The sequence below is a fragment of the Nonomuraea sp. NPDC049750 genome, from assembly GCF_040659625.1.
Lineage (GTDB): Bacteria > Actinomycetota > Actinomycetes > Streptosporangiales > Streptosporangiaceae > Nonomuraea.
Genome location: NZ_JBFANB010000003.1, coordinates 387,225 through 403,660, shown reverse-complemented (window position 1 = coordinate 403,660; position 16,436 = coordinate 387,225). Strand labels below are relative to the sequence as shown.

General features: G+C 71.9%; 6 protein-coding genes. 3 read left to right on the top strand and 3 right to left on the bottom strand.

Going from position 1 to position 16,436, the window contains the following annotated elements; genetic code table 11:
* Positions 1-2 precede the first annotated feature (2 nt).
* From AB0J16_RS10345 to AB0J16_RS10335, 3 genes are read left to right on the top strand one after another with little or no spacing between them, the layout of a single operon-like run.
* On the top strand, positions 3-1,487 hold the full coding sequence (locus AB0J16_RS10345) for a condensation domain-containing protein (protein WP_358536876.1): 1,485 nt from the start codon (positions 3-5) through the stop codon (positions 1,485-1,487).
* Positions 1,484-7,837: an amino acid adenylation domain-containing protein gene (locus tag AB0J16_RS10340; RefSeq protein ID WP_358536874.1), complete on the top strand. Its 6,354-nt coding sequence runs from the start codon at positions 1,484-1,486 to the stop codon at positions 7,835-7,837. The genes AB0J16_RS10345 and AB0J16_RS10340 overlap by 4 nt, the downstream gene beginning before the upstream one ends.
* Positions 7,834-13,329, top strand: a complete 5,496-nt coding sequence (locus tag AB0J16_RS10335) for an amino acid adenylation domain-containing protein (protein WP_358536872.1) — start codon at positions 7,834-7,836, stop codon at positions 13,327-13,329. The genes AB0J16_RS10340 and AB0J16_RS10335 overlap by 4 nt, the downstream gene beginning before the upstream one ends.
* Here the strand turns inward: AB0J16_RS10335 and AB0J16_RS10330 are convergent.
* From AB0J16_RS10330 to AB0J16_RS10320, 3 genes are read right to left on the bottom strand one after another with little or no spacing between them, the layout of a single operon-like run.
* Positions 13,303-14,445, bottom strand: a complete 1,143-nt coding sequence (locus AB0J16_RS10330; protein ID WP_358536870.1) for a 2-oxo acid dehydrogenase subunit E2 — start codon at positions 14,443-14,445, stop codon at positions 13,303-13,305. The genes AB0J16_RS10335 and AB0J16_RS10330 overlap by 27 nt on opposite strands.
* Positions 14,438-15,418 carry a transketolase C-terminal domain-containing protein gene (locus tag AB0J16_RS10325; RefSeq protein ID WP_358536868.1) on the bottom strand — a complete coding sequence of 327 codons (981 nt, stop codon included), beginning with the start codon at positions 15,416-15,418 and terminating at the stop codon, positions 14,438-14,440. Before AB0J16_RS10325 ends, AB0J16_RS10330 begins: the two co-directional genes overlap by 8 nt.
* Positions 15,415-16,338, bottom strand: a complete 924-nt coding sequence (locus AB0J16_RS10320) for a thiamine pyrophosphate-dependent dehydrogenase E1 component subunit alpha (protein ID WP_358536866.1) — start codon at positions 16,336-16,338, stop codon at positions 15,415-15,417. The genes AB0J16_RS10325 and AB0J16_RS10320 overlap by 4 nt, the downstream gene beginning before the upstream one ends.
* Positions 16,339-16,436 lie beyond the last annotated feature (98 nt).

Here is a 16,436-nt window from a genome sequence, read left to right as displayed (position 1 = left end):
GCATGGTCCTGGCCTCACAGGCCCAGCACGGGATGTGGATCACCGAGGTGCTGCACGGCACCGGCACGGCGTACCACATGCCGTTCGCCATGTGGTTCGACGGACCGCTGGAGCGGGAGGCGATGCTGGCGGCGTGCCGGGCGGTGCTCGCGCGGCACCCGGTGCTGGGCCACGCCTTCGAGGAGCGCGACGGCGCGCTGCACCTGGTGCCCGCCAGGGACCTCCCGCCGGTCGCGTTCGTCGTGGAGCCGGACCCGGAGGCGCTGATCGAGCGGGAGATCGCGCGACCCTTCGAGCTGTCCGCCGGGCCGCTGGCCCGGTTCACGCTGGCGGAGGTCTCGCCGTCGCGGCATCTGCTGCTGTTCGTGGCTCATCACCTGGTCTTCGATGGCATGTCCAAGGACCTGCTGGTACGGGATCTCGCCGCCGCCTACTCCGGGGCGCCGCTTCCGCCGCTGCCCATGCCGTACGGAGCGGAGGAGAAGCCGTCGCCGGAGGCGGAGGCGTACTGGCGGGCGCGCTGGCGCGAGGTGCCGCAGGTGGTGATCAACGGGGTGACACGATCGCCGCGGCTGGCCGAGCGCGGCGAGACCGTCCTGCTCACCCTGACTGATGACATGCCCGGCTTATCCGGCGTGACGAGATTCGAGGTCTTCCTGGCCGCCGTGCACGCCCTCCTTCATCGGTACGGCAACGCCGACACCCCTGTGGCCGTGGCCATGTCGACCCGGACCGCTGAGACCCGAGACGACATCGGCCTGTTCGCCACCGAACTGCCGGTGTTCGCGTCGTTCTCGGCCGAGGGCTCCTTCCGTGAGCTGGCCCTGGGCATCCGGAGCGAACTGCGCGAGCTGAACGCCTTCCGCGAGGTGCCCGTGGCCAGGGCGGTGGGCGGGATCAAGCCGAGGGTGGCGCTGGCGCCGGTGTCCATCAGCTTCCGGCGGCGCGCGCCCGAACAGGTCTTCCCCAAGCTGAAGCTGTCGGTGGAATGGAAGATGTCCAGCCATACGGTCAGGAACGCGCTCCACCTCCAGGCCGTCGACGGCGACGACGGGCTGCACCTGACGTTGCACTACAGCCCGGACGTCATTCCCCGGGAGGATGTCGAGCTGGCCGGGGACCACCTCAGGGCGGTGCTGCGGGCGGTCGCCGCTGATCCGGACGTACGGCTCGCCGATCTGCTCCCAGCTGTCCCCCAGGTCGTTCCCCAGATCGCTCTGGAGGCGCCGCAGGAAGCCGGTCCCGCGCATGACAAGGTCGACGCGGAGTTGGTCGAGCAGGTGCGGCTGATCTGGATGGAGGTCCTGCGGATGGATCACATCGCGCCGGACGAGGACCTCTACGACCTCGGCGGGCACTCGCTGACCATTACGCAGATCAGCGCGCGGATCAGGAAACGGCTCGGGGTGGAGGTGCCGTTCGACGTCTTCCTCGACGATCCGACGATCACCGGGGTGGCGGCGGCCATCGGCGGGCTGCGGCCATGATCTCCCTGGGCCAGGAGCGGCTCTGGTTCCTGCAGCGGCTCGATCCGTCGGACGCGGCCTATCGGGTGGCGGCGGTGCGCCGGTTGCGGGGGGCGCTCGACGTCGGGGCGCTGACGGGGGCGTTCGGGGATGTGATGGCTCGGCATGGGTCGTTGCGTACGAGGTTCCCCGAACAGGACGGGCTGCCGATAGCGGTGATCGACCCGCCGGGGGCGGCGGTGCCGGTGGAGTTCGTGGTCCTCGATCGGGCGGTCCCCTTCTCGGGCGCCGAGCGGGCGGCTCCGGACGAGCCCTCCGAGCGGGCGGCTCCGGACGAGTCTGAGGTCGTGCGGTTGCTGGAGGAACGGGTCAACACGCCCTTCGACCTGGCCGCCGCTCCACCCTTGCGGATCACGCTGGTCCGGCTGGCGGACGACGACCACGTGCTGTGCGTGGTGCTGCACCACATCATCGGCGACGGCTGGTCCCTGAACGTGCTGTTGAGCGACCTGGCCGCCTACTACCTCGCCCGCACAGAGGGCGAACCGGCCGCGCTGCCCGACCTGCCTGTCAGCTACGCCGAGTACGCCGGCACCCAGCGGGTCTCCCACACCGACGCCGACTACTGGACGGCCAAGCTGGCCGGGGCGACGCCCCTGGAGCTGCCCACGGACCGGCCGCGTCCCGCGCAGCGCGGCAGCGCGGGCGGCGAAGTGCACTTCGACCTGCCGCCCGAACTCGCCGGCGAGCTGTCCCGGCTGGCCAGGGCCGAGCGTTCGACGGTGTTCATGGTGCTGCTGGCCGCCTACCAGGTGCTGCTGGCCCGGCATGCCGGGCAGGACGACATCGTGGTCGGCTCGCCCACCGCCGGTCGTGACCGGCCGGAGCTGGAGCCGATGGTCGGGCTGTTCGCCTCCACGCTGGTGCTCCGGGGGGATCTGTCGGGGGATCCGCCGTTCAGCGAGCTGCTGCGCCGTACCCGCCGGACCGTGCTGGAGGCGATGGCGCACCGCGAGGTGCCGATCGAGCGGGTGCTGTCCGCGCTCGACATCGAGCGCGACCTGTCGCGTACGCCGCTGTTCCAGGCGATGCTGGCGCTGCACAACTCCGCTGTCGGGTACGCGGAGGCGGAGTCGTTCGCCGGGATGGAGAGCCTGCCGTTCCCGCACGGGGCGCCGCCGGCCATGGTGGATCTGCGGATGGATCTCTGGCCATCGGGCAGGGGCTGGCACGGGGCGCTCTTCTACGGCGCCGAGCTGTTCGGCCGGGAGACGGTGACCCGGCTCGTGGCCCGCTTCCAGACCCTGCTCGCCTCGATCGTCGCCGCTCCCGAGGCTCGTCTGTCGGAGCTGGACCTGCTGCCCGCCGCCGAACGCGAGCTGCTCGACCGGACCTGGAACAGCACCGCCCTGGACGTGCCGGACGCGACCGTGGTGGACCTGGTCATGCGGCAGGCGGAGCTGCGGCCGGACGCGACCGCCGTCTCGTGCGGCGACCGCCGCCTGTCCTACGCGGAGCTCGCCGCCCAGGCCGTGCGGGTGGCGGGTGAGCTGCGGGAGCGCGGCGCGGGTCCCGGATCCGTGGTCGCGGTCCGTGGACGGCGGTCGGTGGAGCTGCCCGGGACTCTGCTCGGTGTGTTGCTGGCGGGGGCCGCCTACCTGCCGATCGACCCGGCGCTGCCTGCCGACCGGGTGGCCTACATGCTGGCGGACTCCGGAGCCCGGTTCACGCTGGACAACTCCCGGCTTCCGACTGCCAGTAGCGACGTCGCCGCCGGGCCCGATGGCCGGTCGGCCGCCTACGTGCTCTACACCTCCGGCTCGACCGGCCGCCCGAAAGGGGTGGTCGTGCCTCACTCGGCGCTGGTGAACCTGCTGGCCGGGATGGAGCACCTGCTCGGCTCCGCGCCTGCGGACGTGTGGCTGGGCAGCACCTCGTTGTCCTTCGACATCGCGGGGCTGGAGCTGTACCTGCCGCTGGTGACCGGTGGGCGGCTGGTGCTGGCCGACGACGAGACCGTGCGGGACGGCGCCGCGCTCGCCGGGCTGATCTCCGCGTCGGGCGTCACGCACGTCCAGGCCACCCCCTCGGGCTGGAACATGCTGCTCTCCGCCGGGCTCGACACCTCCGGGCTGGTGGCGCTGGCGGGCGGCGAGGCGCTGCCCCTTGCGCTGGCCAGGCGGCTGCGGCGGCGGGTGGCGCGGTTGTTCAACATGTACGGGCCGACGGAGACCACGATCTGGTCCACCGCCTGGGAGGTCCCCGCCGAGCCCGGCCGGGTGAGCATCGGGCGGCCGATCGCCAACACCCGCGTCCACGTGCTCGACGGCTCCGGTCGGCCGACGCCGATCGGCGTACCCGGTGATCTCGCGATCGGCGGGGCCGGGCTCGCGCTCGGCTACCTGGGCCGGCCGGAAGCGACCGCCGAGCGCTTCGCGGACGGCCTCTACCGGACCGGTGACCGGGTCAGGTGGCTCGGCGACGGCACCCTGGAGTTCCTGGGCCGGGGCGATGGACAGGTGAAGCTGCGCGGGCACCGGATCGAGCTGGGCGAGATCGAGACCGCGCTGGAGTCGCATCCGGGCGTACGGCGGGCGGCCGTCGTCGTCCGCGGGGACGAACTGGTCGCCTACGTGGAGACCGCGCCGGACGTGGCGACCAAGCCGGAGGTCGAGACCAGGCCGGACGTGGCGACCAGACCGGAGGTGGAGACCACCCCGGACCACCCCACCGACCTGCTCGAACACGCGGCCAGGTGGTTGCCCGCCTACATGGTGCCGGGTGTCGTGGTGGTGCTGGACGCGCTGCCGATGACGCCCAACGGCAAGGTCGATCGGCTGTCGCTGCCCAAGCCGACCGGGCCGGTGGCGGGGCGCGGCGGCCCGCCGCGTACCGCGCGTGAGCGGCAGGTGGCCAGGATCTTCGGCGACGTGCTCAGGATCGGCGACGTCGGCGCTGACGACGACTTCTTCGCCCTGGGCGGGCACTCGCTGCTGGCCACCCAGGTCATCGCCAGGCTGGCGGCGGCGGGGACGACGGTGCCGTTGCGGACGTTGTTCGGGCAGCCGACGGTGGCCGGGTTCGCGGCGACGCTGGAGGGGTTGCCGGAGGGCCCGGGCCTCTCGCTCGCCCCGCGCCCGCCCGGCACGCTGCCTCCGCTGTCGGCGGGCCAGGAACGGCTGTGGTTCCTGCATCGGCTGGATCCGGACGACGCCTCGTACAACATGTACATCGTGCGCCGGCTCCGCGGCCCTCTCGATCCCGAGGCGCTGCGACGGGCGCTGACCGCGTTGCTCGCCCGGCACGAGTCGCTGCGCACCCGCTTTCCCGAGGTGGACGGGCGGCCGGTCGCCGTCGTCGAGCACGCCGGACGGCCCACCGACGTCGAACTGCTCGACGCGGGTGACGAGGCGGAGGCCCGCGCGCTGGTCACCGCCCGTACCAACGCTCCCCTGGACCTCGGTGCGGCACCGCCGCTCCGGATCACGCTGATCCGCCTGGGCGGGGACCACCACGTGCTGTGCGTGGTGCTACACCACATCATCGCCGACGGCTGGTCGATCACCGTCCTCCTGGACGACCTGGCCAGGCTGTACGCCGGGTCGGGGAGCCTGGCGCCGCTGGCCGTACAGCATGGGGACGTCGCGCGCTGGCAGCGGGAGCAGGACGGGAGCGCGGCACTGGAGTACTGGCGGGAACGCCTCGCCGACCCGCCCACGCTGGCGCTGCACACCGACCGCCCGCACACGCCGGGACCGGCGCGCGGCGACTTTCACTTGCTGGACATCCCCGACGACCTGGCCAAGGCGCTGGACGCGACGGCGCGGCGGCAGCGGAGCACCCTGTTCATGGTGCTGCTGGCGGCCTACCAGGTGCTGCTGGCCCGGCACACCGGGCAGACGGACATCATGGTCGGCTCGCCCACCGCCGGGCGGGATCGGGTGGAGCTGGGGCCGATCGTCGGCTACCTCAGCACCACGCTGGTGCTGCGCGGCGACCTGTCGGGCGATCCGACCCTGGAGGAGCTGCTGACCAGGACGCGGCGGACGGTGCTGGAGGCGATGGCGCATCAGGACGTGCCGTTCGAGCGGCTGCTGGCGGAGCTGGACATCGAGCGGGACATCACCAGGAAGCCGATGTTCCAGACCATGCTGACGCTGAACAGCCAGACGCCCGATGGGGAGCGGGATCGGCTCGCCGACGATCTGGAAATGTCGTACTTCGACGATGGGTATCGGCAGGCCAAGTTCGACCTGGTGGTGGAGGCGTGGCAGGCGCCGGGGCGGCTGCGGGTGGCGTTCGGGTACGACGCGGGGCTGTTCGACGCGGAGACGGTGGCGGGGCTGGCGGAACGGTTCGCGGTGCTGTTACGCGGGATCGCCGACCCGGACAACCGGCACGCCCCCGTGTCGGCCCTGCCGGTGCTCACCGCGGCCGATACGGCGCTGATCGCCTCGGTCAGCGGCGACGGTGACGAAAGGACCACCGAGCTGGCTGATGGCCGGAGCATCGAGCCCGGTGGCGAGGGGACCGGCGAGCCGCGTGGCGACGTGCCGGGTGGCGACGTGCCGGGTGGCGACGTGCCGGGTGGCGACGTGCCGGGTGGCGACGTGCCGGAGATGGTCGCGGCGGCCGTCGCCGCCCACCCCGGTGAGACGGCCGTCGTCTGCGGGTCCGAGAGCGTGACCTACGGCGAGCTGGCCGAGCGGGTGGCCCGGCTGTCCACCGAGCTGGCCGGGCGCGGCGCGGGCCCTGGCGACATAGTCGGCCTCCGTCTCGGCCGGTCGGTCGACGCGGTGGTGGCGATGCTGGCGATCTGGCGCGTGGGAGCCGCCTACCTGCCGCTCGACCCCGCCTATCCGGCCGCCCGGCTGCGTCACATGATCGCCACGAGCGGCGCCCGCCTGATCGTCCCGGACGACCTGACCAGCACGAGCGGCACCGGCCCGGTCGTCTCGGACGCCCGGAGAGCCGCGGACGACCTGGCAGCCGCATACGGCCTGACCGCCGTGGACGACCCCCGCGCCCAAGCGCCGGGCCTGGCCTACGTCATCTACACCTCCGGCTCCACCGGCACCCCCAAGGGCGTGGGGGTCGAGCACGCCGGGCTGGCCGCCCGGATCCGGTGGATGCGTGACGAGTACGGCCTAGGCCCCGGCGACCAGGTCGTCCAGCTGGCCTCCCTCAGCTTCGACACCCACGCCGAAGAGCTCTACCCCGCCCTGACCACCGGCGCCACCGTCGTACTGGTGCCCGACGGCGGCGCCACCCTCCCCGACCTGCTCGCCGAACGGCCCGACGTCACCGTCCTCGACCTGCCGACGGCGTACTTCCACCACCTCGTGGACCTGATCGACGAGATCGCCTGGCCGACGGCCCTCCGCCTGGTCGTCATCGGCGGCGAGCAGGTGCACGCCACCGCCGTGGCCCGCTGGCGGCGACGGTTCGGCGACCGGGTACGCCTGGTCAACACCTACGGCCCCACCGAGGCCACGATCGTCGCGACCGCCGCCGACCTGACCGGAGAGGACCCGCACCCGCCGATCGGCCGCCCCATCCAGGCCACCACGGTCCGGATCCTCGACCCGCACGGCACGCCCACTCCGCCCGGCGCCCCCGGCGAGCTGTACATCGGCGGCCCCGGCGTCGCCCGCGGCTATCTCGGCGCGCCCGAGCTGACGGCCCAGCGCTTCGTCCGGCTCCCCGACGGCGGCCGGTACTTCCGTACCGGAGACCGGGTGCGGCTGCGTCCCGACGGGCTGCTGGAGTTCCTCGGGCGAGTCGACGAGCAGGTCAAGGTGCGGGGCTTCCGTATCGAGCCGGGCGAGGTGGAGCACTGCCTGCGGACGCATCCGGACGTACGGCAGGCCGCGGTGGTCGCCAGGGACGGCGAGCTCGTCGCCTATGTCGTGGGCGAGACGGCCGACCTGGCCGACCACGTGGCCGGGCGGCTCCCGCCGTACATGGTCCCCACTCATTGGGTGGTGCTCGACGCGCTGCCGCTCACCGCGAACGGCAAGCTCGACCGGGGCGCGCTGCCGGATCCGGGCCGCGCAGCGGGCACCGACGCCACGCCACCGCGTTCGGACGCGGAGGAGCTGGTCGCCGACGTCTGGGCCGAGGTGCTCGGCGCGGACAAGGTCGGCGCGTTCGACGACTTCTTCGCGCTCGGCGGGCACTCGCTGCTCGCCATCAGGGTGGCGGCCCGGCTGCGGGCGATCGCGGGTGTGGAGCTGCCGATCCGTACGCTGTTCGCCCGCCGTACCGTCGCCGAGCTGGCGCGCGCCGTCGAGGAGGCGCTGGTGGCGGAGGTGGCCGGGCTGTCCGACGAACAGGCGCTCAGCATGCTCGACCCGGAGGACGCGTTGTGACCGAGCTGACCGAGGCCCAGCGGGCGCTGCTGACCCAGCGGTTACGGCGGCGCAAGAGCGTGCCGACGATTCCGGCGCTGCCGGACGGTCAGGCGCCGCCGCTGTCGTACGCGCAGGAGCGGCTGTGGTTCATGGAGCAGTACGCGCCGGGGAACCCCGCGCACACGGTCCCGTTCGTGCGGCGGCTGCGCGGCCCGCTCGTCGCCTCCCTGCTGGCCGGTGCGCTGAACCAGGTCGCCGCCCGGCACCAGGCGTTGCGGACCCGCTTCCCGGTCGGCGACGACGGACAGCCCACGGTGACGGTCGCGGCCGACGCCGCCGTCCCGCTCACCGTGGCCGCCGCCGACGACGTGGACGAGGCACGGGTTCTGGTCGACCGCTTCCTCGCCGAGCCGTTCGACCTGGTGACCGGCCAGGTGATCAGGGCTCTGCTGGTACGGCTGGCCGCCGACGACCACGTGCTGGCCATCGCCGTCCACCACATCGCCGCCGACGGCTGGTCGGCGAACATCCTGCTCCGCGAACTCCTGACCAGCTACGACCGGGAGCCCCTGCCCGACCTGCCCGTCAGCTACGGCGACTTCGCCGCCTGGCAGCGCGAGCGGCCCGGCGACGCGGCCGACGTGGCCTACTGGCGGGAACGGCTGGCCGGCCTGTCGCCGCTGGAGCTGCCCACGGACTTCCCCCGGCCGCCCGAGCTGACCTACCTCGGCGCCGCGCACGCTTTCACTATCGACCCCGCGCTGGTGGCGCGGCTGGAGCGGCTCGGGCGGGAGCACGGCGCCACACCGTACATGGTGCTGCTGACGGCCTTCGCGACGCTGCTCGGCCGGTACGCCGGGCAGGAGGACGTGGCCATCGGCTCCCCTGTGGCCGGTCGGTCGCTGCCGGAACTGGACGGGCTGATCGGCTGCTTCATCAACATGCTCGCGATGCGGGTGGATCTGTCGGGGGATCCGTCGTTCCTGGGGTTGCTGCACCGGGTGCGTGACCTGGCCATGGACGCGTACGCGCATCAGGAGCTGCCGTTCGAGCGGCTGGTGTCGGAGCTGAACGTGCCTCGGGAGGTGTCGCGGTCGCCGCTGTTCCAGGTCCTGTTCGCGATGCAGAACTACGGCGGCGAGCCGTCGTCCGGTGGGTTGACCGTGGAGGGGTTCTCGCCGGGGGTGTGGGCCACCCGGTTCGATCTGGAGCTGTACACGGATGGCGATGGTTCGTTCCTGTTCGTGTACAACGTCGCGTTGTTCGGGGCCGAGCGGATCTCGCGCATGGCCGGGCATTTCGCCGCCCTGCTAGACGGGATCGTGGCCGACCCGTCGGCCCCTGTATCCACCATCGAGCTGCTCACCGCGCCGGAGCGAGAGGAGCGGGAGCGGTGGAACGACACCGGGCTCGACCTCGGCGACCCCGGCCTCCTGCACCGCCCGTTCGAGGAGCGGGTGCCGCAGGCGCCCGACGCCGTCGCGGTGGCCCATCCCGGCGGCGAGATCACCTACGCGGAGCTGGCCCGCCGGGCCGGGCTGCTGGCGGCCGAGCTGACGTCGGCGGGCGTCGGGCGCGGGGAACTGGTCGCGGTCGTGATGGAGCGGGGGTGGGAGCAGGTCGTGGCGGTGCTGGGCATCAGCATGGCCGGGGCGGCGTACCTGCCGATCGACTGCGATCTGCCGGACCAGCGGCGATTCGAGCTGATGGCACGCGGCGGGTGCCGGGTCGCGGTGACCCAGCCGTGGCTGGACCTGAGCCGGCCGCGGCTGGGCCTGACCTGGCCCACCGACGTGACCCGCCTTTCGGTGACTCCCCTGCCTTCCCCTTCCTCAGCCCTCCTGACTCGCCCGCCTGCCCCTCTGACGCTTCCCGACTGCCCGGCCACGCCCGACGACCTCGCGTACGTGATCTTCACCTCGGGCTCGACCGGCGCCCCTAAGGGCGTGATGATCGAGCACCAGGCCGCCCTGAACACCGTCCGCGACCTCAACCACCGCTTCCACGTCGGCCCGCACGACCGGATCCTCGCCCTGTCGGCCCTCAGCTTCGACCTGTCCGTGTACGACGTCTACGGCGCCCTGGCCACCGGCGCCACCCTCGTCATGGGCGAGCCGGCGGCCGACAAGGACCCCGCCGCCTGGGCCCGCCTGGTCACCGAGCACCGTGTCACCGTCTGGAACTCGGTCCCCGCCCTCATGGAGCTCCTGGTCGACCACGCCGAGCACGAAGGCACCGACCTGAGCTCGCTGCGCCTGGTGCTGCTGTCCGGCGACTGGATCCCGCTGACCCTCCCCGACCGGATCCGCGCCCTCGCCCCGGCGGCCGAGATCATCAGTCTGGGCGGCGCCACCGAAGGCTCGATCTGGTCCATCTCCTATCCGATCGGCGAGGTGGAGCCGGGCTGGTCGTCCATCCCGTACGGCCGTCCGCTGGCCAACCAGTCCTTCCACATCCTGGACCGCGGCCGGTGTGACGTGCCCATCGGCGTACCCGGTGACCTGTACATCGGCGGCGTCGGCGTGGCCACCGGCTACTGGCGTGACCCGGAACGCACCGCCGCCGCCTTCATCAGCCACCCCCGCACCGGCGAGCGCCTGTACCGAACGGGCGACCTGGGCCGCTACACCGCGGACGGCACGATCGAGTTCCTCGGCCGCGCCGACGCGCAGGTGAAGATCCGCGGCTACCGCATCGAACTGGGTGAGATCGAGACCCACCTCGCCCGCCACCCGGACGTGGCCGAGTGCGTGGTCACCACCCATGGCTCGGGCACCCAGGCGCAGCTGGTGGCGTACGTGGTGGGCCAGGCGGATCCGACCCGCCTGCGCGGCCACCTCGCCGAGACCCTGCCCGCGTACATGATCCCCACCCGTTTCGTCCCCCTCCCCCAGCTGCCCCTGACCGCCAACGGCAAGGTGGACCGGCGCCGCCTGCCCGCCCCCACGTCATCGGCGGACGGCGCGGAACCGGGCCGGCGCCTCCCACCGGCCACGGAGGCGGAGCGCCTGGTCGCCGCGGTCTGGGCCGAGGCGCTCGACATGGCCGACTTCGGAGTGGACGACGACTTCTTCGGCTTGGGTGGGCACTCGCTGCTGGCGATCAAGGTGGTGGCCAGGCTGCGCAGGGCGCTGCCGCCCGGCGCCGCGCCGATCGCCGTGGTGGACCTGTTCAAGCATCCGACCGTCCGGGAGCTGGCCGCGCTCGTCGACGGCACCGCCACCGCCTCGCGCGGGCTCCTGCACGAGCTGACGCCACGCCGTACCTCTCCCGCCGAGCTCACCTATGTGTGCGTGCCGTACGGCGGCGGCGCGGCGGTGGTGTACCAGCCGCTCGCCGACGCCCTGTCCTCGACCTACGCCCTGTGGTCGGTGGCCATCCCCGGGCACGACGTCGGCCTGGACGAGGAGCGGCTGCCCCTGGACGAGGTGGCGGCCCGGTGCGTGAGCGAGATCCAGGAGAAGGTACGCGGGCCGGTGGCGCTGTACGGGCACTGCGGCGTGGGGTCGGCACTGATCGTCGAGATCGCGCGACGGCTGGAGGCGGCGGGCCGCGAGCTCGAAGCGGTGTACATCGGGGCGATCTTCCCCTTCGCCCGCCCTGGCAAGGGGCCCATGGCGCTGCTGTCCAAGCTGGCCAGGCGCGAGTTCCTCCGTAGTGACCGGAGCTACGCCAACTGGCTGATGTCCATGGGGCTCGACATGGGCGACCTGGAGCCGGGGCAGGCTCGGCACATCATCAGGAACATGCGGCGCGACAGCGAGGCCGCGGAGGAGTACTTCACCGGGCTGTTCGCGAGCTCGGTGGAGCGGCTGCGGGCGCCGATCGTCAGCGTGGCGGGAGAGCACGATCCGGCGACCGAGTACTTCGAGGAGCGGTACCGCGAGTGGCACTTCCTCGCGCCCACGGCCGCCGTGGTGGAGCTGGACGAGGCCGGACACTTTTTCCTGAAATATCGGGCGGCTGAGCTCGCCGAGATCGTCACCCGTACCCACGTCGCCATCGCATCAGGCGGTGCGGAGGCGGTGGCCTCAGGCGACGCGAAGGCGGTCGGCTCAGGCGAGGCGGAGGCAGCGGGCTCGGGAGATGCGGAGGCGGCGAGTTCAGGCAGCGCGGCGGCGGTGAGTGGGGCCAGTTGGCGGGTGCGGGAGGTGTCGCGGGCCGGGGTGTCGGCCATCGCCGCCGGCCCACAACCCAGCATGAAGCGGTTCACGGCCGTCGCCAGTGGTCAGCTGGTGTCCCTTCTGGGGTCGGCGCTGACCGGATTCGCCATCCCCATCTGGATCTATCTGACCACGGGCTCGCTGGCGCAGTTCGCCCTGCTGTCGGTGGTCGGGCTGGTGCCGGGGATGGTGGTGGCGCCGCTGGCGGGGGCGATCGTCGATCGCGGGAACCGGCGGGCCGTCATGCTCGGCGGTGACGCCGCCGCCGTCGGTACCCAGCTCGTCTTCGGAACGCTGCTGTGGACCGGGAACCTGCAGACCTGGCACGTCTATCCGCTCCTCGCGCTGCTGTCGGTGGCGCTGACGTTCCAGCGGCTGGCCTACACCTCGGCGGTGCCGCAGCTGGTCCCCAAGCGGTACCTCGGGCACGCCAACGGCATCGTCCAGATGGCCGGTGGCATGACGCAGTTGCTCGTCCCCCTCGCGGCCGTCGGGCTGATGGCCGTGATCGGGCTGGAGGGGATCCTGGTGCTCGACGTGGCCAGTTACGTGTTCGCGATCGGGGTGACACTGCTCGTGCGCTTCCCCGCCGCGATGGCCTGGCGCCGGAAGGAGCCGGTGCTGGCGGAGATGGCGGCCGGGTTCCGCTACTCCTGGGGCAACCTGGGCTTCCGTCAGATGCTCCTCTACTTCGCGGTGCTGAACGTCTTCCTGTCCCCCCTGTTCCTGCTGATCTCACCGCTGGTGCTCTCCTTCGGCACGCTGCAGGACGTGGGCCGGATCTCGTTCGTGTCCGGGCTGGGGGTCTTCCTCGGCGGTCTGACCATGACGGCCTGGGGCGGGCCGAGCCGGGGGCGGATGCGGGCGGTGCTGTGGTGCACGCTGGCGCTGGCGGTGTTCTGCCTGGTCACAGGGTTGCGGGCGGATCTGGTGACGATCGGGATCGGGGCGTTCGGAATGTCGCTATGGCTGACGCTGCTGAACGGTGTCTACGCCACGATCGTGCAGGTCAAGGTGCCGCAGCGGTTCCACGGCCGGGTGTTCGCGCTGAACACGCTGATCGCCTGGTCCACACTGCCGCTCGGCTTCGGGCTCGTGGCGCCGTACGGGGCGGCGGTGTTCGACCCGCTGCTCGCCCCTGACGGCCCGCTCGCCTCCACCGTCGGGGCGCTCATCGGCACCGGCGCCGGGCGCGGGGTGGGGCTGATGTACGTGCTGTTCGCCGTGGCGATGGCGGTGCTCGCGGCGGTGTCGCTGCGATCGCGGCTACCGGGCCTGCTCGACCGGAGCGCCGACGCGACCCCGGACGACCTGGTCGGGCTACAGGCCCTCGGGCGAACTCTCTAGGGTCTCCTTCAGCGCCTGCAGAAACAGAACGACGTCCCGGCCGTTGACCAGCCGATGGTCGTAGGCCAGACCGATCGCCGCCACCGTCCGTTCACCTTCCGGCTGCGGTGAGGTGAGGGCGATGGCGCAGGCCTGACCGGGGAAGACGATCGGGATGGCCATGATGATGTCGGCGTCATGATGCAGGGTGACGACGATGTTCCCGCCCGTGAGGTGCGCCTCGCTGAAACCGCCATGCTGGGCGAGCCCACGGAACTCGGCCAGCCGCTCGGCGATGTCCGGCACGGACAGGCGGTCGCGGATCACCGGCACATAGAGTCCGGTTCCCATGTCGATCGTCACCCCTATGCGGGGTTGGTCATGGACGTGGGCGGTTCTGTCATCGAGGAGTTCGGCGAAGAACATCGGGAAGTCGGCGTGCAGCCGGGCGACGGCGGCGATGAGCAGGTCGGGGAGGCCGACCAGCCTGCGGAGGCGTCTGGTCAGGGCGCGGGCGGTCGTCAGGGCGGGGGTTACGTCGACTTTTATCGCGGTGTAGCCGGCGGGGATGGTCTGGTGCGACAGGGTCACGGTCCTGCCGACCGCGCGCTGGTGGTTGGAGAGCGGGCGGGTCTGTCCGCCGTCGAGGGGTGCGGCACGCTCGGGGTTATCGGGGAGTGTGGTGCTCTCCGCGTTTTCGGGGGCCGCGCTGGCGCCGGTGGCCGCCGCGACCCGTTCCACGTCGGTACGGCGTACCACCTTGACATCCAGCCCGGCCACCAGCGCGGGGTCGAGGCCGAGTTGGTCCAGCAGCGCGCGGGCCGGCGTCGTGATGATCGGCCCGCCATCGGCGGTCGGGACTAACTTCGGAAGAACGGCCGGGACAGGCTCCGGGAGGGCGGCTGGTGGCGGGCCGATCCGGGCGATCAACTGGCCGGGGGCGCACGACGCGCCCGCGCGTACCACCTGGGTGAGCACCCCGTCCTGCTCGCTGACCAGCTCCTCCACCGCCTTGGAGGTCTCCAGCGTCGCCAGCGGGTCGTCGCACCGAACCTGCGACCCATCCTCCGCCAGCCACTCCAGCAGCATGTACTCCGAGTCGTTGTTGTTCAGTTTCGGGACCCGGATCTCACCCATCGAGCGCCTCCAGTACGGCCCTGCCGATCGTGCTGTCCTGCAGTACCACGTCACGCTCCAAGTGGGCGGCCGTGGGGATCACGCTGTCGGCCGAGCTGACCAGGCGGATCGGCCGCCGGAGCGAGCCCCACAGCCGGGTGTGCAGGTCGGCGGCGAGGTGACTGCCCCAGGTGCCGCCCGCGCTGCCGTCCTCCGCCACACAGACCAGCCCCACCTGACCAAGCAGCGGCAGCACGGCGGTGGGGTCGAACGGGTACAGGCGCGACGGGACGAGCAGCGCCCCGGCGAGGTCGTGGGAGAGCAGCAGCGTACGCATGGCGGCGATGGCCCGGTGCGCCACGCCGCCGGGGGCGATCACCGCGTAGTCGAGGTCGCCGTCGAACCGCACCACGGCCACGTCCTCGACCAGGTCCCAGGAGAACAGCTCGTCCACCTCGTACATCCGGCGGGTGTAGAGGACCTTGTCCTCGAAGAGCAGGCAGGGCTCTTCCAGGGCGAGCATGCGGTCGAGGACGGCGCGGTTGTCATGGAACGGCGACATCTCGAACAGCGAGAGGCCGGGCACGCCGATGAAGTGCTTCTGGAGGTTCTGGCTGTGTGTGGGGCCGTAGCCGCGGTTGCCACCCGAGGGGCAGCGGATGACCAGCGGCATCGGGACGCGCCGGCCGTACATGGAGCTTGATTTGGCGGCGAAGTTCACGATCTGGTCGAAGGCGAGCGCGGCGAAGTCGCCGAACATCATCTCGACGATGGCCTTCTCCCCCGCCAGCGCGAGGCCGGAGGCGGCGCCGACGATCGCGCCCTCGCTCAGCGGCGTCGTCAGGACGCGGTCGGGGAAGCGGGTGGACAGGCCACGGGTGATCTTGAAGGCGCCGCCGTAGGGGTCCAGGAGGTCCTCGCCGAGCACGTAGACGCCGGGATCGTCGCCGAGCAGGCCGTGCAGGGCCTGGTTGAGGTTCTCACCGACCCTCACGCGGAGGTCCAGACGTCCGGGGTCCCGACGGCTGAGGGCCGGGCGGTGGGATTCCAGACGGCTGGGGGCCGGGCGGCCACCTCTTCGGCGATCATGTCGACACGGGCGCGGGTCACCGCTTCGAGGCCGGCCGACTGGTCGGGGTGTTCGGCCTGGTAGGCGGCGTACCAGTCGGGGTGTACGACGTCCGGCGGGCGGGTGTCGTCGCCCTTGCTGTGCGGTCCGAGACGGTGCGTGGCGAACTCCACCACCAACGGCGCACCACCCCTGACGGTCTCCACCAAAGGCGCGAGATGCCGCCTTATTTCGGAAATATCCAAGCTAGTCACCCGGGTGTGCTCGATCCCGAAGGCCGCCGCCCGCCCCGCGATGGTCCCCGCCATCTGGAGCTCCGTCGGCGTGGACTGGGCGATGCCGTTGTGCTCTACCACCACGAGCAGCGGCAGCCGCCAGAGCCGCGCCATGTTCAGCGCCTCGTACACCGCCCCCTCGCCCCACGTCCCGTCACCGATGTAGACGCAGGCGAGCGAGCCAGGATCGCGCCGCTTCAGGTGCAGGGCGACCCCGGTGGCCACCGGCAGGCTCTGTCCCTGCACCCCGGTCGACAGGTAGCGGTCGCGGTGCAGGTGCTGACTACCTCCCACACCATCGCAAACGGCGCCCTTCCGGCCCATGATCTCGGCCAGCAGCCCTTCGGGATCCTCGAACCGGGCCAGATAGTGACCGTGACCGCGATGGTTGCTGAAGACCCAGTCACCGTCATGCAGCAGCGGGCGCAGGGAGACGGGGACGTACTCCTGCCCGAGGCAGGTGTGGGTGGTGCCGTTGAGCTCGCCCCGCTCGAAGAGCGCGAGCAGCTTCCGTTCGAAGGACCGGATCAGCAGCAGCAGCGCCAAGTCCTCGTCAGCCAGCCTGTTCATAGGCCCCTTGAGTCCCGGGAGAACCTCCAGAAAGGCTATACAACACCGACATATCACGTCTACGGCTGCTCAGTGACGAACCGAAAGGCCGCCCTGCT

What these genes read in the sequence shown, in the direction of transcription:
- AB0J16_RS10330 (WP_358536870.1), bottom strand. Translation starts at nt 14,445, where the DNA reads ATGGGTGAGATCCGGGTCCCGAAACTGAACAACAACGACTCGGAGTAC.
- AB0J16_RS10320 (WP_358536866.1), bottom strand. Translation starts at nt 16,338, where the DNA reads ATGAACAGGCTGGCTGACGAGGACTTGGCGCTGCTGCTGCTGATCCGG.
- AB0J16_RS10345 (WP_358536876.1), top strand. Translation starts at nt 3, where the DNA reads ATGGTCCTGGCCTCACAGGCCCAGCACGGGATGTGGATCACCGAGGTG.
- AB0J16_RS10340 (WP_358536874.1), top strand. Translation starts at nt 1,484, where the DNA reads ATGATCTCCCTGGGCCAGGAGCGGCTCTGGTTCCTGCAGCGGCTCGAT.